The sequence below is a fragment of the Streptomyces boninensis genome, assembly GCF_048572725.1.
Lineage (GTDB): Bacteria > Actinomycetota > Actinomycetes > Streptomycetales > Streptomycetaceae > Streptomyces > Streptomyces boninensis.
The window spans coordinates 4587007-4604965 of sequence record NZ_CP183837.1 but is presented as its reverse complement, the minus strand read 5'-3'; the positions used below and the strand labels follow the sequence as shown (position 1 = coordinate 4604965).

The 17959-nt window shown below is 72.6% G+C and carries 17 protein-coding genes; 12 read left to right on the top strand and 5 right to left on the bottom strand.

From position 1 onward, the window contains the following. Positions 1–155 precede the first annotated feature (155 nt). Positions 156–338, top strand: a complete 183-nt coding sequence (locus ACNNMR_RS20935; protein ID WP_419996182.1) for a hypothetical protein — start codon at positions 156–158, stop codon at positions 336–338. A 149-nt stretch (positions 339–487) separates the two neighbouring features. Beyond that, a complete protein-coding gene (locus tag ACNNMR_RS20930; protein ID WP_419996181.1) occupies positions 488–1237 on the top strand; it encodes a uracil-DNA glycosylase in 750 nt (249 codons plus the stop codon). A 21-nt stretch (positions 1238–1258) separates the two neighbouring features. Here ACNNMR_RS20930 and ACNNMR_RS20925 read toward each other — a convergent pair whose 3' ends face one another. From ACNNMR_RS20925 to ACNNMR_RS20915, 3 genes are read right to left on the bottom strand one after another with little or no spacing between them, the layout of a single operon-like run. Then, on the bottom strand, positions 1259–2125 hold the full coding sequence (locus ACNNMR_RS20925) for an ABC transporter permease subunit (RefSeq protein WP_419996180.1): 867 nt from the start codon (positions 2123–2125) through the stop codon (positions 1259–1261). Further along, positions 2122–3726, bottom strand: a complete 1605-nt coding sequence (locus tag ACNNMR_RS20920) for an ABC transporter permease (protein ID WP_419996179.1) — start codon at positions 3724–3726, stop codon at positions 2122–2124. Before ACNNMR_RS20920 ends, ACNNMR_RS20925 begins: the two co-directional genes overlap by 4 nt. Continuing rightward, on the bottom strand, positions 3726–4706 hold the full coding sequence (locus tag ACNNMR_RS20915) for an ABC transporter ATP-binding protein (protein ID WP_419996178.1): 981 nt from the start codon (positions 4704–4706) through the stop codon (positions 3726–3728). The genes ACNNMR_RS20920 and ACNNMR_RS20915 overlap by 1 nt, the downstream gene beginning before the upstream one ends. A 168-nt stretch (positions 4707–4874) precedes the next feature. Here ACNNMR_RS20915 and ACNNMR_RS20910 point away from each other — a divergent pair, with 168 nt between their 5' ends. Genes ACNNMR_RS20910 through ACNNMR_RS20895 form a run of 4 tightly spaced genes read left to right on the top strand, consistent with a single transcriptional unit; the run spans position 4875 to position 8042 of the window. Then, positions 4875–6047: a sensor histidine kinase gene (locus ACNNMR_RS20910; protein WP_419996177.1), complete on the top strand. Its 1173-nt coding sequence runs from the start codon at positions 4875–4877 to the stop codon at positions 6045–6047. Then, the gene (locus tag ACNNMR_RS20905) at positions 6044–6796 is read left to right on the top strand and encodes a response regulator (protein ID WP_419996176.1); all 753 of its coding nucleotides are present in this window, start codon (positions 6044–6046) and stop codon (positions 6794–6796) included. Before ACNNMR_RS20910 ends, ACNNMR_RS20905 begins: the two co-directional genes overlap by 4 nt. Positions 6797–6846: 50 nt before the next feature. Continuing rightward, positions 6847–7347: a methylated-DNA--[protein]-cysteine S-methyltransferase gene (locus ACNNMR_RS20900; protein ID WP_419996175.1), complete on the top strand. Its 501-nt coding sequence runs from the start codon at positions 6847–6849 to the stop codon at positions 7345–7347. Next, positions 7347–8042, top strand: a complete 696-nt coding sequence (locus ACNNMR_RS20895; protein ID WP_419996174.1) for a 2OG-Fe(II) oxygenase — start codon at positions 7347–7349, stop codon at positions 8040–8042. Before ACNNMR_RS20900 ends, ACNNMR_RS20895 begins: the two co-directional genes overlap by 1 nt. 68 nt (positions 8043–8110) lie before the next feature. Here ACNNMR_RS20895 and ACNNMR_RS20890 read toward each other — a convergent pair whose 3' ends face one another. Further along, complete coding sequence (locus ACNNMR_RS20890; protein WP_419996173.1) at positions 8111–8980, bottom strand: phosphatidylinositol-specific phospholipase C/glycerophosphodiester phosphodiesterase family protein; 870 nt, start codon at positions 8978–8980, stop codon at positions 8111–8113. A gap of 247 nt (positions 8981–9227) precedes the next feature. Here ACNNMR_RS20890 and ACNNMR_RS20885 point away from each other — a divergent pair, with 247 nt between their 5' ends. The 6 genes from ACNNMR_RS20885 (at position 9228) to ACNNMR_RS20860 (ending at position 15306) form a co-directional block, all read left to right on the top strand. Beyond that, a complete protein-coding gene (locus tag ACNNMR_RS20885) occupies positions 9228–10112 on the top strand; it encodes a TIGR03560 family F420-dependent LLM class oxidoreductase (protein WP_419996172.1) in 885 nt (294 codons plus the stop codon). Positions 10113–10229: 117 nt separating this feature from the next. Further along, positions 10230–11192, top strand: a complete 963-nt coding sequence (locus tag ACNNMR_RS20880; RefSeq protein ID WP_419996171.1) for a thiamine pyrophosphate-dependent dehydrogenase E1 component subunit alpha — start codon at positions 10230–10232, stop codon at positions 11190–11192. Positions 11193–11206: 14 nt separating this feature from the next. Continuing rightward, on the top strand, positions 11207–12220 hold the full coding sequence (locus ACNNMR_RS20875) for an alpha-ketoacid dehydrogenase subunit beta (RefSeq protein WP_419996170.1): 1014 nt from the start codon (positions 11207–11209) through the stop codon (positions 12218–12220). Continuing rightward, positions 12220–13365, top strand: a complete 1146-nt coding sequence (locus ACNNMR_RS20870) for an acetoin dehydrogenase dihydrolipoyllysine-residue acetyltransferase subunit (RefSeq protein WP_419996169.1) — start codon at positions 12220–12222, stop codon at positions 13363–13365. Before ACNNMR_RS20875 ends, ACNNMR_RS20870 begins: the two co-directional genes overlap by 1 nt. Positions 13366–13518: 153 nt before the next feature. Further along, positions 13519–14811: a GAF domain-containing protein gene (locus tag ACNNMR_RS20865; protein ID WP_419996168.1), complete on the top strand. Its 1293-nt coding sequence runs from the start codon at positions 13519–13521 to the stop codon at positions 14809–14811. A 30-nt stretch (positions 14812–14841) separates the two neighbouring features. After that, positions 14842–15306 carry a GNAT family N-acetyltransferase gene (locus ACNNMR_RS20860; RefSeq protein ID WP_419996167.1) on the top strand — a complete coding sequence of 155 codons (465 nt, stop codon included), beginning with the start codon at positions 14842–14844 and terminating at the stop codon, positions 15304–15306. Between the two features lie 22 nt (positions 15307–15328). Here the strand turns inward: ACNNMR_RS20860 and ACNNMR_RS20855 are convergent, their stop codons facing one another. After that, entirely contained in the window at positions 15329–17815 is a 2487-nt protein-coding gene (locus tag ACNNMR_RS20855) for a helix-turn-helix domain-containing protein (protein ID WP_419996166.1), read from the bottom strand. Positions 17816–17959 lie beyond the last annotated feature (144 nt).

Sequence of the window (17959 nt, the reverse complement as noted above, 5' to 3'; positions counted from 1 at the left end):
GTCCCACGCTGCCGCGTGACTGGGGGTCCGGGCCTGGCGCAGTGGGCTCCCGCACGCGCCTCCTCCTTCGGCGCCACCGGGCACGACTGCGCACGCAACGCACCCATCGCACACACGCACCGCGCCATCGCGGTTTCACGCGCAGGAGTTTCACCATGCCTGTAGACGTCTACGCAGCCTTGAACGCCATGGTCCGAGCAGAGGCGGAGGCGGCCGTCAGGGCGGCCGCCGCGCAGTCCGCCGTCCGGAAGCCGCCCGCGGAGGGTGAGGCAGAAGCCCACCCGGCCGACACGGAAGCGGAGGCCGCCCGCGAGCACCCGTCCCAGCTGGAGTCCTGAGCCGGGGCCGGCGGGCCCGGCGTCGTACGCTCATTCCCCACCCACCCGTTGCTCGGCTTCGCATCCTCCGGCAGGTGGCCTGCGAAGCTGGGCAACGGGTGGGCGGCTGGGAACAAGCCCGGAGCCGACCACCGCCGCACAGGACCCGCATGACGCCAAGCCCCGACCCCGCCCAAGCCGCGCCGCGAACTCGCACCATTGCCGAGCTCGATGACCGGCTCACCCACTGCCGTGCCTGTCCGCGCCTTGTCGAGTGGCGTGAGCACATCGCTGCGACCAAGCGCCGCGCCTTCGCGGACTGGGACTACTGGGGCCGCCCCGTCCCCGGCTTCGGCCCCGCCGACGCCGCGATCGCCGTCGTCGGCCTCGCCCCCGCCGCGCACGGCGCGAATCGCACCGGGCGGATGTTCACCGGCGACCGCTCCGGTGACGTCCTTTACGCCGCCCTCCACGCCGTAGGCCTCGCAAACCAGCCCGCCGCCACCAGCATCGACGACGGCCTCACCCTCCACGGCGTCCGCATCACCTCCCCCGTGCACTGCGCCCCGCCCGCCAACAAACCCACCCCCACCGAACGCGACACCTGCCGCCCCTGGCTGGCGCAGGAGCTGCGGCTACTCCAGCCCACCCTGCGCGCCGTCGTGGTGCTCGGCGGCTTCGGCTGGCAGGCGCTGCTGCCCGTGCTGGAGGCTGCCGGGTGGGCTGTGCCGCGACCGCGGCCCGCATTCGGGCACGGCGTGGATGTCACGCTCAAGCACCGGGAGGAGCAGGATGAGTTGCACCTCTTCGGCTGCTACCACGTCAGCCAGCAGAACACCTTCACCGGCCGACTCACCCCGGCGATGATCGAGGACGTCCTCGGTCGGGCCAAGGCCGCCGCCGGGATGGAGACCGGGTGACGTAACGACCGGAGGTCGGCCTCAGCCCGGTGCGTCCCTGGCCCGCAGCGCTATCGCCCCGAGTATCAGCGCCCCTCCTGCGTACGCCGCCAGCACTCCCACTCCCGGCCACGGCGCGATCGCCAGCCGGTCGAGATGCCGCGTCGACTGGATGGACAGGGCTGCGGGCATGGGAGCCCAGCGGTCCAGCCGGTGTATCCAGCGGTCGTCGGATATCAGCGTCCTGAAGACGGGTGCCAGGTAGAGCACGCCCAGGGTGGCCGTCAGCGCCCCGGCCGTGTCCCGGAGCAGAGCAGCAAGGCCGAGGCCCAGCAGCGCGGCCAGGATCAGCACCAGGACGGTCCCGGCCGCGGCCCGCAGGGTGGGGCCGTCGGCGAGCGAGGCAGGTGGATAGCCGGCCGCCGCGGTGAATCCCTTTCCGGGCAGGACGAGCCGTCCGATCAGCAGAGACGCCGACACCGCGACGGCGCCCGCGCCGGCCAGCATCCCCGTCAGCACCGCCGCCTTGGCGCCGAGCACCCCCCAGCGGCGCGGCGTCGCGGCGAAGGTGGCGAGGATGGTGCCCGTCCCGTACTCCGTGCTCAGCGCGAGCACGCCGAGCACCGCGGCCACCGCCAGGGTCGGCCAGATCCCGGTCAGGCTCAGCTTGACCGTGTCCTCTTGGCAGGCGGTGGCGGACTCGCACTGGTCCGTGGACACCGCTGACAGCGAGCCCGCACCCACGGCCACTATCAGCGTCACTGCTGTGCCGATCAGCCACCAGCTGCCGGGGACCGTACGGAACTTGGTCCACTCCGCGTGCAGCTGCCGGGCCGCCGCCGTGGCCAAGGTCGGCGTCGCAGGGCGTAGAACGGCCGGGGTCGGCCGCCCGACGGCTTGCGCTGTCATGCGTCCCTCCTGCGCAGTCGCCAGATGGCAAGCACCAGCACTATCGCCGCCCATGCCGCCAGCACCCCCAGGCCGCCGTACGACGGCAGGGGATAGCAGGAGTTCTCCGGCATGCAGGGGCGGGATAGTTGGTCGTAGTGCGGCAGGCCCTGCTGTACCGAGAACGCGGCCGTGGGAGTGAGCCGGAAGACCCACTGGATCAGGTCGAGCGGCAGGGCGCTGCCGAGGATCAGCGGGAGCAGCATCAGGACGATGACTCCGGTGATGGCGCCCGCGCTGTGCCGCAGCAGCGCTCCCGCCGCCATGGCCAGCACGGCGACGAGGGCCAGCAGGGCGGCGGTGCCCAGCACCGCCCGCAGGCCCGGCCCTTCGGTGAGCGAGAAGTGCGGATACACCGGTGGTGCCCAGCCCTTGTCGCGCATCCGCGACTGTGCCAAGGAGAAGCCGATCGCGGTGGCCGGCAGAGCGACGGCGAACGACACTCCGCCGACGACCGCCGCCTTGGCCAGCAGCACCCGCCCGCGGCGCGGACTGGCCGTCAGCGTGGTACGGATCATGCCCCGCCGGTACTCGCTGGTGACGAACAGCGCGCCCAGCGCGGCGAACGCCATCAGCGCCACCCATGAACCGGCCAGGCTCTGCCCGAGGTTGTCCCCGCCCCCGAACGTGTCGGGCGCGACATCGCCGGAGCCGGTGATGGTGATCCGGCCGCCGGACTGGCTGTTGCTGCCCGCGAGTTCCGTCATCTCCTTTGCGGCGGCCCGCTCCCGGTCGTCCGATCCGGGGCCGGTGGGCACCGGGGCGGTGGGGGGCTTGCCGACGAGGCCGCCCGACCAGCTGCCGGGTGACGGGGCCGCGCCGTTGACCGTGACCTGGTCGAAGACGCCGGTGGCCCGGCTCGGGCTCATGCCCTCGGAGACCGAGCCGAAGGCACGCTTCAGCGAGTAGCGATCGGGGGAGGCGACGAAGAGACCGAGCTGCGCCGTGCGCGGCAGGCCGGGCACGGTGATCTGCCCGACCCGCTGCCAGGACCGGCCGTCGGCCGACTCGTAGCCGGTCAGGGTGGTGCTCTTGCGCACCAGCTTGAGCCATCTACCGCCGGCGGCGGAGCTGCTGCCCGCCCGGTCCTCGGTGAAGTCCCACTGCAGTCGGACGCCGTGGTCGTGAGTGGCCATCAGCGCCGCATAGGAGGAGCCGGGCTTGGTGCCGTCTTTGATCATTACGCCGGCCTTGGCCCAGCTCACCGTGGTGGGTTCGTCCTCTTCCGGGCGCGAGGGACCCTTCCCCTTCAGCGACACCACGCGCGCGACGATCTCTCCGTCGCCGGTCAGCGGCTGATGCACAAAACGGAACCGGTCGACCACCGCGCCGCCGCGGGGGCCGGTCTCGGCGACGTCCGCGATGTTGTTGCCCGGGCCCGAGTTGGACACCAGCAGCGACAGCGCGACGGAGACCACGGCCGCCGCCAGCAGGACGATCAGCCAGCGCCGCACCGAGTGCAGCTTCGTGAACTCCGCGCGCAGCAGCCGGAAGAAGCTGTCCCGGCCGGGCGGCAGACTCGAACGATATGCAGGGGACCTGGAGGTCATGTCGATCGCCATCACGCCTCCTCGGCAGCTGCGGGCTCGGCCACGGACTCGGCGGCAGGTCCGGCAGCGGCCTCGGCGGCGGCGACCGCCTGGAACTCCACCGAATCCCTGGTCAGGTCCATATAGGCCTCCTCGAGCGTGGCCCGATGCGCCCGCACCTCCGAGAACGGGATCCCGGCCGCGCCCAGCAGCGCCGTGATCCGCTCGGCCTGCAGGCCCGTCACCGTCAGCGACTCCCGGCCGTCCGCCGCGACCTTCGCGCCCTCCTTTGCGAGCAGCGACATCGCCTGCGTACGGGAAGAGGTGCGCAACGCGACCCGGTCGCCGGAGGCGGCTGCCAGCAGCCGGGCCACGCTGGTGTCGGCGACCAGCCGGCCGCGGCCGATCACCACCAGATGGTCGGCGCTGTCCTCGAGCTCGCTCATGAGATGGCTGGAGACCAGCACCGCCCGGCCCTCCGCCGCGAGCGCGCGGAGAAAGCCGCGGATCCAGCGGATCCCCTCCGTATCAAGCCCGTTGACCGGTTCGTCGAACATCAGCACCGGTGGGTCGCCGAGCATCGCCGCGGCAATGCCGAGGCGCTGCCGCATGCCGAGCGAATAGCCACCCGCCCGGCGCCGCGCGGCGGGACCGAGACCGACCTGCTCGATCACCGCATCGACCCGGCGCCGCGGAATGCCATGCGAATGCGCCAGCCACAGCAGATGGTCCCGGCCGCGCCGGCCCGGATGCAGGGCGGCGGCGTCCAGCAGCGCGCCCACCTCGTACAACGGTGTGCGCAGCTCGGCATAGCGCCGGCCGCCGATCAGCGCCTCGCCCGCGTCCGGCGCGTCCAGCCCGAGGACGGCGCGCATGGTCGTGGACTTGCCCGCCCCATTGGGCCCCACGAAGCCGGTGACCTGCCCCGGCTCCACGGTGAACGTCAGCCCGTCCACCGCCACGGTCTGTCCGAACTGCTTGCGCAGCCCGCGCACTTCGATCGTTGCGTCCATGCGCCAGACATTAGGCAGCCGGACCCGCCCGGGTCGTCACGCTCCGGAGCCGTCTTCAGTACCCCTGACACGAGCTACGAACCGGCGCCGCCGTCCCTCGTACGAGCTACACACAGACTGCTGACCAGGGGGACGCGCCGGGCGGCTCCCGCCCGCGAGAATAAGCGCATGAACGAGCAGCGCAGCTTCGGGCCTTGGACGGCCCTTCGTCGGCTGGCCGCCCGCCCCGAGGGGCCGGCGGTCGGTGCGGCGCTGCTCGCGCTCGTCGCGATGGCCGAGTCCCTCCCGCGCAGCGAAAACCCGGATGACTCCCTTATCTATGCCGTGCTGCTGCGGCTGGGCACCACGCTGCCGGTGGCGCTGCTGCGCTCCCACCTCGCGATCGCGGCGCTGACTGTCACGGCCGCGGGCGTGCTCTCGCTGCAGGACCCGCTCGTGCTCTCGGCCGCCGGCACCGCCGCGCAGCTGCTGGTGCTGTACGAGCTGGGCAGACGCAGGTCGCGGCTGCTGTCCCCGCTGCTGGTGCTGCCGTATCTGGTCGTGGCCCTCGCCGGGCCCACCGAAGCGAGCCGGGCGTATGCCGTGCTGCTGGCGGTGGCCGGCGCCGCCCTCGCCGCCCACGGCAGCGCGCGCCGGGCCCGTACGGACGCGCTGGCGCTCACCGCCACGGAACGGGTCGTGGCCGAGTCGCTGATGGAGCATGCGGCGCGCGGCGAACGAGCCAAGATCGCACGGGAGTTGCACGACGTCGTCGCCCACCACATCTCGATGATCGCCGTGCAGGCCGAGACAGCCCGGCTTACCACCCCCGGCATGCCGGAGGCGGGCGCCAAGCGGCTCCTCGGCATCGGCGACACCGCCAGATCGGCGCTCACCGAGATGCGCCGCCTGCTCGGCGTGCTCAGGGAGGACTCCGGCACCATCGCGCCGCAGCGCAAGCCCCAGCCGGGCCTCACCCAGCTTAATCAGCTGCTCGACGAGGCCCGCGACGCCACCGGCGCCCACACCCGCCTGATCGTCAGCGGCCGGGTCAGGCCCCTCGACCCCGGCATCGAGCTCACCGCGTATCGCATCGTCCAGGAGGCCCTGACCAACGCCCGACGGCACGCCCCCGGCGCGGCGGTCGACGTAGAGCTGCACTACGCGGAGGACACCCTGGAGCTGCGAATCCGCGACAACGGCCCGGGGCCGACGACCGCCCCCGACGACCCCGGACATGGAGTGCTCGGCATGCAGGAGCGCGCGCTGACCGTCGGCGGCCGCCTGCATACGGGACCGGCCGCCGGAGGCGGCTATCTGGTCGAGGCATGGCTGCCGGTGAGCCAGGAGGCGGTCGCATGACCAGCACAGGGTCCGTCACAACGCCCGCCGCGGCGGCGCCCGTACGGATCGTCATCGCCGACGATCACGAGGTCGTACGGGCCGGCTTCGCCGGACTGCTGGACACCCAGCCGGACTTCACCGTCGTGGGGGTGGCATGCGATGGCGCCGAGGCGCTGCGAGTGTGCGCGCGGCAGCGGCCGGATGTGGTGCTGATGGACGTGCGGATGCCGGAGATGGACGGCATTGCGGCCACGGCGGAGTTGGTCGGCGCGGACGATGGCAGTCCGGGCGGTCCGAGCGGTCGCCCGCGCATCCTCATCCTCACCACCTTCGACCTGGACGAGCACGTCTACGACGCGCTTGCTGCGGGGGCGAGTGGCTTTCTGCTGAAGGACGTTACGGCGGAGAAGCTGTTCGAGGCGGTGCGGGTTGTGGCCGCCGGGCAGGCGTTGCTGGCGCCGACGGTGACGCAGCGGCTGGTTGCCGAGTTCGCCAGGCAGCGGCGGCGTGCCCACGCGCGGCAGCCGGCCGGGTTGCCCGTGCTGACCGCACGGGAGACGGAGGTCATCAAGCAGGTGGCGCAGGGTCTGTCCAATCCGGAGATCGCCACCCGGCTGTATGTGAGCGAGGAGACGGTGAAGACGCACATCAGCCGGATCCTCGCCAAGCTCGGACTGCGGGACCGGACCCAGGCGGTGGTGGCGGCGTACGAGTCGGGGCTGGTGGTACCGGGAGCGGGAGGCGGAGCGGGAGAGGGGGAAACCTGATGTCGTTTTTCTGCCAGCTTTGGGGGCGCTGATGGCGGACCGTTGAAGACATGAAGCTCTACACGACCATCGACAGCCCACTGGGCGAGCTGCTCCTGGTGGGGACCTCCGACAACGAGGGCGGCGTCGCGCTCACGGCGCTGTCCATGCCCGGGAAGCACACGCCCGTATCCGATGCGTGGCGCCGCGACGACGCCGCGTTCGCCGAGCCGGCGGCGCAGCTGCGCGCGTACTTCGCCGGTGACCGGCGCACCTTCGACCTGGCGCTCGCCCCGGAAGGGACGGACTTCCAGCAGAAGGTCTGGCGCGCGCTGGACACCATCCCGTACGGCACGACCACCACCTACGGCGAGCTGGCCACCAGCCTGGACGTGCCGCGCGAGGGCCTGCGCGGCCTGGGCGCGGCGATCGGCGCAAATCCGCTGCTGCTGATCCGCCCCTGCCATCGCGTCATCGGCGCCGACGGCGGGATGCGGGGATACGCCGCGGGCGTGGAGCAGAAGCAGGCGCTGCTCACGCACGAGGGCGCGCTCCAGCCCATGCTCGGATGATGGATACGGACGGCGGGACCATGGACTGGACGCAGGAGTTGGACACGTACGGCTGCGGCATGCTCCCCGAGCAGTTGCTGACGCCTGCCGAGTGCCGGGAGATCGCGAAGCTGTACGACGAGCCGGAGCTGTTCCGGTCGACGGTCGACATGGAGCGGCATCGCTTCGGCTCCGGGCAGTACCGGTACTTCGGCTATCCGTTGCCGGAGCCGCTGCAGCGGCTGCGGGAGGAGCTCTACCCGCGGCTGCTGCCGGTCGCCCGCGACTGGGCCGCTCGTCTGGGGCGCGAGGCGCCGTGGCCGGACTCGCTCGCCGAGTGGCTCGACATGTGCCACGCGGCGGGCCAGACCCGGCCGACGGCGATCCTGCTGCGCTACGGGGAGGGCGACTGGAACGCCCTCCACCGCGACCTGTACGGCGACCTGGTCTTCCCGCTGCAGGTGGTGATCGGCCTGGACACGTACGGGCAGGACTACACCGGCGGCGAGTTCCTGCTGGTCGAGCAGCGGCCGCGGGCGCAGTCGCGCGGCACGGCCACGGTGCTCGAGCAGGGCCGCGGGCTGGTCTTCACGACCCGGGACCGCCCGGTGCGTACGACCAGGGGCTGGTCGGCAGGTCCCGTACGACACGGGGTGAGCGCGGTGCGATCGGGACACCGCCACACCCTCGGCCTCGTCCTCCACGACGCGGCCTGAGCGGGGGCGGGGACGGGACCCTCACCGCCTGAGCGGGGGCGGGGACGGGACCCTCAGGGCCGGGACCCTCACCCCTGCTTCCGCAGGAACGCCTCAAGTCCCGCCAGGTCATCCGTATTCAAGAAGTCCACATCCGACTTCACCAACTGCCCCCACACGGCATCCCGCGCCGCCCCCGGCAGGTCGGGCGTGGCCCAGAAGCGGATCGTCTGGTCCTGAGCATGCGCCGTCCGCACGATCAGGTTGAGCCAGCCGAGCTCCTGCTCCGGCATCGGGCCGATGCCCTGCCAGGTGAAGCTGCTTGTCCAGTTTCCGCTGATCAGCGGGATGAAAGAGGCGGGGACACCCGTATTCAGATCCTCATGCCTCCCGTCGTAAAAGGCATAGCGCACCTTCTCCTGCTCCATCGGCGCCCGCGCGCCCCGGTCGCCCGAGATCACCGCCGTCACCGCGCGCCGGTGCACCCGGCCGCCGACGCCGCCCACCGCGTAGCTGAAGAGGCCCCGGTAGCGCCGCTGCCGCAGGACCTCCGACAGCGCCCGGTACGTCGCATCGCCCGGCGTCTTCAGGTCGATCAGCAGCTGCAGCGTCAGCGGCCAGCCCTTGTACACGCGCCCGCCATTGCGTCGCACCCGCGCCGCCAGCGGATCCAGGTACAGCTTCTGCAGTGTCCGCTGCGGGTCCAGCTGAGCCTCGTCGTGCGCGACCAGTAACTGCCCGTCGACCAGCCAGATGTCCGCCTCGACGCTGCCGAAGTGGTGGTCCAGGGCGTCAAGGAGCGGCCGCGGATGCAGATAGTCGTTGTGCGCGTGGGCGCGGCGCAGCGGGGACGGGCCGCGGCGTTTCGGGGCGGCCTGGGCGTAGGACGGCACGGCGAGTGAGGCGGCCACGGCGCCTGCTCCAAGGCCCAGGGCGCGGCGGCGGGTGACTGCGGGCATGTAAGGGCTCCCCTCCCGAACGGTGCTGCTGGCCCGTCGAGTATTGACGCCGCACCCCCGCTTGCACAGGGCGCACGCGCTTAACAGCCGGTGACAGGCGCGGAATTACGCCCGCGGGAGTACGGAAAGTGCCTTCCTGAGCCTGACGACCAGGCCCTACCTCTTTTGCGATGTTGGCAGGGTCCGAGCAATAGGTCCCAGGCAACAGGCCCCAGGCAACGGGCCCCAGCCCCACGGAGGAGCCCCCATGCGCATCAGCATCAGCGTCACGAGCTACTCATGGCCCGCCAAAGCCATCGCAGGCGAGCTCGACCGCATCGTACGCACCGCGGACGACGCCGGCGCCGACACCGTATGGGTCGCCGACCACCTCCTTCAGGCCGACCCCACCGCGACGCCCGAGGAGCCCATGCTCGAGGCGTACACGACACTCGGCTACCTCGCCGCGCGCACCGAGCGGGTGCGGCTCGGCACGATGGTCAGCGCCGTTACGTACCGCCCCGCCGCCCTCCTCATCAAGGCCGTGACCAGCCTCGACGTCCTGTCCGGAGGGCGCGCCTGGCTGGGCGTCGGGGCCGGTTACCAGGAGGTCGAGGCCGCCGCCATGGGCCTTGAACTGCCGCCCAACGCGGAGCGGTTCGAGCGGCTGGAGGAGACGTTGCGGCTGGCCGAGCACATGTGGGCGGGCGGCGACGGCCCCTTCCACGGCCGCCGGCTGCGCCTCGACCGCCCCCTCGGCAGCCCGCTGCCGCTGCACCGGCCGCCGGTGCTCATCGGTGGCGCGGGGGAGCGCAAGACGTTGCCGCTGGTGGCGCGGTACGCGGATGCCTGCAACCTCTTCGACGTACCCGACGGCGGCGCGACGATCCGGCGCAAGCTCGCCGTCCTCGCGCGGCACTGCGAGGCGGCGGGACGGCCGTACGAGGAGATCGCGAAGACGGCGAGCACCCGCCTGGAGCCGGGCGCGGACGGGGAGGAGCTCGCCGAGCGCTGCGAGGGCCTCGCGGAGCTGGGCATCGAGCACGCCGTACTGATCCACGCGGGCCCGTGGACCGACGAGTCGCTGGCCGCGGTCGCCGAGGCCGTGCCGGTGGTCGAGCGCATCAAGCCGAACCACGACGCAGCGCAGTAAGCCTCCACGAGCCCGCCGCCCCCGCCCGCAGCCCTCCCGCAACCCCCAGCAACCCTTGGCCTCCACCCCCCTCCGCAGTGCGATACCCCCACGCACCAGTAAAGGCGAGGAGGCCCCATGCACGACAAAGCGCTGCTCAGGGCATACCGCACCATGCGCACCATCCGCGAATTCGAGGAACGGCTGCACCGCGAGTTCGCCACCGGCGACATCCCCGGCTTCGTCCACCTCTACGCCGGCGAGGAAGCCTCCGCCACCGGCGTCTGCGCGCACCTCGACGACCACCGCGACACCATCGCCTCCACCCACCGCGGCCACGGCCACTGCATCGCCAAGAACGTCGACGTCAAAGCCATGATGGCGGAGATCTACGGCCGCACCACCGGCTCCTGCCACGGCAAGGGCGGCTCCATGCACATCGCCGATCTCTCCAAAGGCATGCTCGGCGCCAACGGCATCGTCGGCGGCGGCCCCCCGCTGATCTGCGGGGCAGCCCTCGCCGCCAAGCTGCGCGGCGAAGGCGGCGTCGCGGTCGCCTTCTTCGGCGACGGCGGCTCCAACCAGGGCACCACCCTCGAGTCGCTCAACCTCGCCACCGTCTGGCACCTCCCCGCGATCTTCATCGCCGAGAACAACGGCTACGCCGAGGCCACCGCCGCCACCTGGTCCGTGGGCGGCGGCTCCATCGCCGCCCGCGCGGCGGCCTTCGGGATGCCGGGCAGGACGGTCGACGGCTTCGACTTCTTCGCCGTCCACGAGGCCGCGGCCGAGGCCGTCGAGCGGGCCAGGAACGGCGGCGGCCCCACCCTCATCGAGGTCCAGCTCACCCGCTATTACGGCCACTTCGAGGGCGATCAGCAGACGTACCGGGCGAGCGAGGTGGACGTGGCCCGTAACGAACTCGACTGCCTCAAGCGCTTCCGCGCCCGCGTCACCGGCGACGGCACCCTCACCGCCGCCCAGCTCGACCAGATCGACGCCGAGGTGGCCCGGCTCATCGACGAGGCGGTGGCCGAGGCGAAGGCGGCGCCGCTCCCGACCAGGGCGGATCTCGAGACCGACGTCTACATCGACTACTGAGGAGAGCCGCTGACATGGCACGCACCATCAGCTATCGCGAGGCGATCAACGAGGCGCTGGCCCAGGAGATGGAGCGCGATCCCGCAGTCGTCGTCCTCGGCGAGGACAACGCGGGCGGCGCGGGCGCGCCCGGCGACGACGACGCGTGGGGCGGCGTCCTCGGCGTGACGAAGGGGCTCTACCACCGCTTCCCCGACCGGGTGCTGGACACCCCGATCTCGGAGTCGGCCTTCATCGGCGCGGCGATCGGGGCGGCGACGCGGGGGCTCAGGCCGGTAGCAGAGTTGATGTTCATCGACTTCATGGGCGTCTGCTTCGACCAGATCTTCAATCAGGCGGCGAAGTTCCGCTACATGTTCGGCGGCAAGGCGGTCACGCCGGTCGTCATCCGCGCCATGTACGGGGCCGGGCTGCGGGCCGCGGCGCAGCATTCGCAGGCGCTGTACCCGGTGTTCACGGCCGTGCCGGGCCTCAAGGTCGTCCTTCCCTCCTCCCCGTACGAGGCCAAAGGGCTGATGATCCAGGCGATCCGCGACGACGATCCCGTCATCTTCTGCGAGCACAAGGCGATGTACGACGTCACCGGCGAAGTCCCCCAGGAGAGCTACACCATCCCCTTCGGGGAGGCCAATGTCGTACGGGACGGCGGGGACGCGACGATCGTGGCGCTCGGCCGGATGGTGGCCGTCGCCCAGGAGGCGGCCGCGGAGCTGGCGCAGACGGGCGTGCAGTGCGAGATCGTCGACCCGCGGACGACCAGCCCGCTGGACGCGGACACGATCCTGGAGAGCGTGGAGCACACCGGGCGGCTGGTGGTCGTGGACGAGGCCGGACCGCGCTGCGGCCTGGCGGCGGACATCTCGGCGCTGGTCGCGCGCGAGGCCTTCGGGGCGCTGCAGGCGCCGATCGAGACGGTGACCGCGCCGCATACGCCGGTGCCGTTCAGCCCGACCCTGGAGGACCTGTACATACCGGACGCGCAGCAGGTGGTCACGGCGGTCAAGTCGGTCGTGGATTGGAAGCGTTGATGAGCGCGGAGGACCGCATCGGGCGGGTCGTGATGCCCAAGTGGGGCCTGTCCATGAAGACCGGCAAGATCACCGAGTGGATCGCGGCCGAGGGCGACGAGGTCGAGGAGGGCGACGACCTCGCGGAGATCGACACGGACAAGATCGCGGGGACCCTGGAGGCGGACGCGCCGGGGGTCCTGCGCCGTATCGTCGCGGCGGCGGGGACGGACGCGCCGGTCGGCTGCACCATCGCGGTCGTCGCGCCCGCCGAGGTCCCGGACGAGGCGATCGAGGCGGTGGCGGCCGAGGCGCGGGAGCAGCTCGCCCGCGGCGTACCGGCCGATGAGGAGGGGCCGCGCGCGGAGACGGCCGAGGTCGGTGGGAGAGCGATCTCGTACGTCTCCATGGGCGAGGAGGCGGCCGATTCCGGCGACGTCGTCGTCCTGGTGCACGGTTACGGCGGCGACAAGAACTCCTGGCTCTTCGTCCAGGAGCCGCTCGCGGCAGGCCGTACGGTGCACGCCCTGGACCTCCCCGGCCACGGCGACTCGGCCAAGGACGTGGGCGACGGAAGCCTGGAGACGCTCGCCGATACGGTGCTGGGCTTCCTCGACGCGGTCGGCGCCCGGCACGCCCACCTCGTCGGCCACTCCCTCGGCGGCGCGGTCGCCACGGCCGCCGCGGCGCGCGCGCCCGGGCGCATCCGCTCGATCACGCTCGTATCGCCCGCGGGTTACGGACCGTCGGTGGACGCCGCGTACCTGCGCGGCTTTGCGACGGCCGGGACCCGCCGCGAGCTCAAGCCGCACCTGCTGAAGCTCTTCGCGGACGAGAGCCAGGTGAACCGGCAGCTGGTGGACGACCTGCTGAAGTACAAGCGCCTGGACGGCGTCGATACGGCCCTGGCGGCGCTGCTGCGGACGCTGTTGGACGAGGACGACAGGCCGGCGCTGGACGTGACCGGACTGGCCGCCCACCTGGGGGAGATCCCCGTCGCCGCCGTATGGGGCGCCCAGGACCGGATCATCCCGCCGTCGAATGCCGCGTCGCTACGGGCCGCGGGGGCCGTGGTGCGCGTGGTCGACGGCGCGGGCCACATGGCGCACATGGAGGCGCCGGCCGCGGTGGTGGCAGTGGTGGAGGAGGTGCTGAAGGGGTCGTAGGGGAGCGGGAGTCGGCACGGCCGGGGTCGCCCGGCCGTGCTGACGCCTGGACTTCACAGGACCGTCCGGCGGACGGAAGATGAACGGACGGCCGCCGCCCCCCACGGCGGCACGCAAGAGCAACTCCCCAGAGCCGGACACCGGGAGCACGGCGTGCGCAGCAACCCTCCGCTCGACAGCGCCAGACCGCCCGCGGGCACCGACCCGCGCACCTATGCGCGCCTGCTCGCGGGCGTACACGACGCCGTGCTGGAAGGCGCGAAGCCGGCCGCCGATCCGCGGCCGGTGATCGCCGAATCCTGGCACCGGCTGATGAGCCACGGCCTCAACCCCGACGTGGGCGCGGCCGCCGGGCTGCTGCCGGTGGACGAGGTGGAGCGGGAGCGGCAGTCGTCCGGGCTCTCCGCCGTCCTCGACACGCTGCGCGAAGGCCTGCTCGGGATCGCTGACGCCGCCCTGCAGATCATGATCGTCACCGACCCGCACGGGCATGTGCTGTGGCGCGGCGGCAGCCGGGCGGTGCTCAACAAGGCGTACGGCCTCGGCTTTGTCGAGGGCGCCAACTGGTCGGAGGACCACGTCGGCACAAACGCCATAGGCACCACTCTGGTCACCGGCCGCCCCACACAGGTGCACTCGGCGGAGCACTTCGTGCGCACGCACCACTCCTGGACCTGCGCGGGCGCCCCCGTGCACGCCGCGCGCGACGGGCGGCTGCTCGGCGTGGTCGACGTCAGCGGCCCGGCCGCCACCGTGCACCCCAGCACCCTCGGCCTGGTCAGCGCGGTCGCCAAGCTCGCCGAGTCCGAGCTGCGCACGGAGCACGCGCAGGAGCTGGACCGGCTCCGCGCCATCGCGGCGCCGCTGCTCGCGCGGATCGCGGGCCGCGCGGTGGTGACGGATCCGTACGGCTGGGTGGCCGCGGTCTCCGGAATGCCGCCGGCGGACCGGATCCTGCTGCCCGCGAGGGTGGGCGAGCACGGCAACTGGCTGCCCGGCCTCGGCCAGTGCACCTTCGAACCGCTGCCCGGCGGCTGGCTGATCCGCCCGGCCGCGACGGAGACCTCGGGCCCGACCCGGGTCCTGCTGGACGTCCGCCGCCCGCGCAACGCCTCCGTGACGGTCACCGGCGCCAGCGGCACCTGGACCCACGAATTGAGCCCGCGGCACGCGGAACTGCTCCTCTTACTGGCCGCGCACCCGGACGGCCGCAGCGCGGCGGGCCTGGCCGCCGACCTCTTCGGCGACCGGGAGCGGACGGTGACGGTACGGGCCGAGGTCTCCCGGCTGCGGCGGCGGCTCGGCGGGGTGCTGCAGCACCGGCCGTACCGCTTCGCGGACGGCCTGGAGGTGGAGGTGGCGTGGCCGGAGGAGCCGGCGGAGCTGCTGCCGCATTCGTCCGCGCCGGCGGTGGTGCGGATGCGGTGGGGTTCGCGGTCGGGGTGAGTTGTCAGTGGCGGCTGCAAGACTCTGGGCATGGGTGACGAGAAGGTAGAACTGCGGGATGTGGTCGAGGCCGACCTGGAGATCTTCCTCCGGCATGAGCAGGACCCGGAGAATGTGAAGCGCTCCCATTTCCCGCCGCGGGACCGCGAGCGCTTCATGACGCATTGGCATACGAACGTGCTGGGCGGCCGCCCGGACAACTTCGTCCAGGCGGTGCTGGTCGACGGTGCGGTCGCGGGCAGCGTGGTGGCGTGGACGCAGGACGGCCGGCGCTTCCTCGGCTATGTCTTCGGCCGCGAATTCTGGGGCCGCGGGATCGGGTCGCGGGCGGTGCGACTTTTCCTGGGGCGGGAGAAGGAGCGGCCGCTGTACGCGGATCCGTACGTGGGCAATACGGGCTCGTGGAAGCTGCTGGAGAAGCTGGGCTTTGAGCGGGATGAGACGCAGGAGGTGCGCTACGGGGAGGACGGGCATGTGATGTACGTGCTGCGGTGAGGGGGCTGGAGGCCAGCGGGCTTCACAGGGCGATGCCGTAAGCCCGCATCTTCCGATAGATGGTGGTACGCGAAATCCCCAACTCCTGCGCGGCGAGAAGCTTGTTGCCGTTGGCCGCGCGCAGCGCCTGGACGAGGGTGTCCCGCTCGGCCGCCTCCCACCCGGTGAGGCTGCGGCGGCCGTCGGAGTGCGCCGCGGGCGGCAGATCGCGGGCCTCAATCCGATACGTACGCCTGCCGGCAGCAGCCGCCCGCAACACCGCTTCGAGCTCGGCGACATTCCCGGGCCAGGCCCGGCGCCGCAACATCGGCAGCACATCCGGGGCACAGTCGACGTCGGCACCGGTGCGCCGAAGGAGACAGGCGGTGACCGCGGGGAGATCGCCAAGCCGCTGCCGCAGCGGCGGCACACCGACGGCCTCGGTAAAGCACCGCAGGAGCGGGTCGGGCGCCTGGGCGCCTTGCGCGAGGGTGGCGACCACCCAGGTGCCGCGAAGGGCGGCGGCGTCGAGGGCGCGGGCCACGGAGGCGGCGTGCTCGCCTGACACGGCCTCCAGGTGCCGGAGCACGAGGGAGCGACCGGGGCCGGCGGGGGCGGAGCGGATGGCTTGGACCAGCCCGAATGCCTCCCGTGGGCCCGTGGCTTCGTCCGGGCCGGGGCCTGGGCCTGGGCCCGTGCCTTCGTCCGAGCCTGGGCCTGGGCCTGGGCCTGCGCCTTCGTCCGAGCCTGGGCCTGGGCCTGCGCCTTCGTCCGAGCCTGGGCCTGGGCCTGCGCCTTCGTCCGAGCCTGGGCCTGGGCCTGCGCCTTCGTCCGAGCCTGGGCCTGGGCCTGCGCCTTCGTCCGAGCCTGGGCCTGGGCCTGCGCCTTCGTCCGAGCCTGGGCCTGCGCACGTGCCCTCGCCGGCTCGCGGGCCTATGTCCGTGTCTGCTGGAGCCGCGTTCCTGCGGCGCGAGGGCCCACTTTCAAGCCCGTCCGGCGTTTGAGGACGAGCGCCGCCAGGCGCGATGGCCACGGCGGGACTGGCGGCGTCCAGGATTACTGGAGCCCACGCGGACCCGCCGAGCTCATGCGCCGCTCGCGCCAGCGCCGTCCGCCCGGTACCCGCCTCGCCCTCGACCAGGAGCGGCACCCGCTCCCCCGCACACCGCGAAGCGGTCCGCGCGGCGCGACTCCACGCCGGTTCCGTACCGGCAAGCCCGGGCAACGGCCACGGCCGGTCCACCGCCACGCCCGAGCCGCCGGCGACGCCACCCGCGCCGCCGCGGCGCATCTCGGCCGCCCACCTCCCGGACCCCACCGCGCGCAGCGCGCCACCCTCTGGCCCGGGGCCATCTGAAGTCTCACCGACCGCGCCCGCGCGCCCCGCACCCGCGCCGGTGCCCGCACCCGGACCCCCGCCCGCGCCGGTGCCCGCACCCGGACCCCCGCCCGCGTCGGTGCCCGCACCCGGACTCACGCCCGCGCCGGTGCCTGCCCCGGGACCCGCGCCCGCCTCGGCCCTCGCACCCGCTGCCGCACCCGCGGCCCCCGCGGCCCACGCACCCCCCACAGCCGCCGCCCCCGCACCCCCCACCGCATCAAAGCCCAACTCCAGCAGATACCCAGCAACATCCCCCGCCCCACGCACCGCGCGACAGCGCACCCGCACCGACCTCCCCCCGGTCAACCGCACCCGCCGCCCCCGCGGCCCGCGCGGCCCGCGCGCCCCCGCACCCCCCAACTCCACCGCCACCTCATACAACAACCCATGATCCTCACCAGAAAGCCACTGCGCAGCAGCAGAGTTGGCAAGCACCAGATCCTGCCCAACCCCCAGACACACCACCGGCCGATCCCCGTAATGCGTCGCCTGCCGAAACGCCTCCAGCAGCGCCCGCTCCGACGACGTCGACAGCTCGTACAGCACCCGCTCCACATCCCAGGCCGCCTGCTGAGCCAACGCCGCCATCAGCGCATTGGATGGACCGTTCCAGCAGGTGAGATTCATCGCGCCAGCGACCCGGCCCGTGATCGGATGCCGAATCGGAGACGCCGCACACGACACCCCCTGCAGCCGCTCGCTGAAGTGCTCCGTCGCCAGCACCACCGACGGCCGGCGCTCCTCCAGCGCCACCCCAATCCCATTCGTGCCGACGAACTGCTCCGCATAGCTGAAACCAGGCGCCAGATGCACCCGGTCCAGATGCGCCGACAACTTGTCCTCGCCGACCCGCCGATCGCGCACCCACCCCCGCCGATCGGTCACGATCAGGCACGCATCCGACCCGGCGAGGCTCTCCTCCAGCCGGTCCAGCACCGGCCCCGCCGCCCGCACCAGGCGGCTCTCGCGGTCGTAATCGGGCTGGTAGGGGGCCTGCACCTCGTCGATGCCGATGCCCAGGTGCAGGGAGCGCTGCCAGGAGTTGCGGATGCGCTCCGGCACCACGGCAGCAGCCGCCGCCTCACCTTCCAGGAACTTCAGCCGCGCCTGCGCGATGCTATGCGCGCGCGCCTCGCCGTCGATGAGCATGCCACCTCCGCCAGGCGGTGTTTCAGCCATATTACGAACGGCACGGCCACCCGGCCATGGCTGCGGCAGCCCCGTCCCCCGCCGTGTTCCACATTGAAAAACTCGACACCGCGCCCCGGCCCCACGCTGATGCCCAAGCAACCC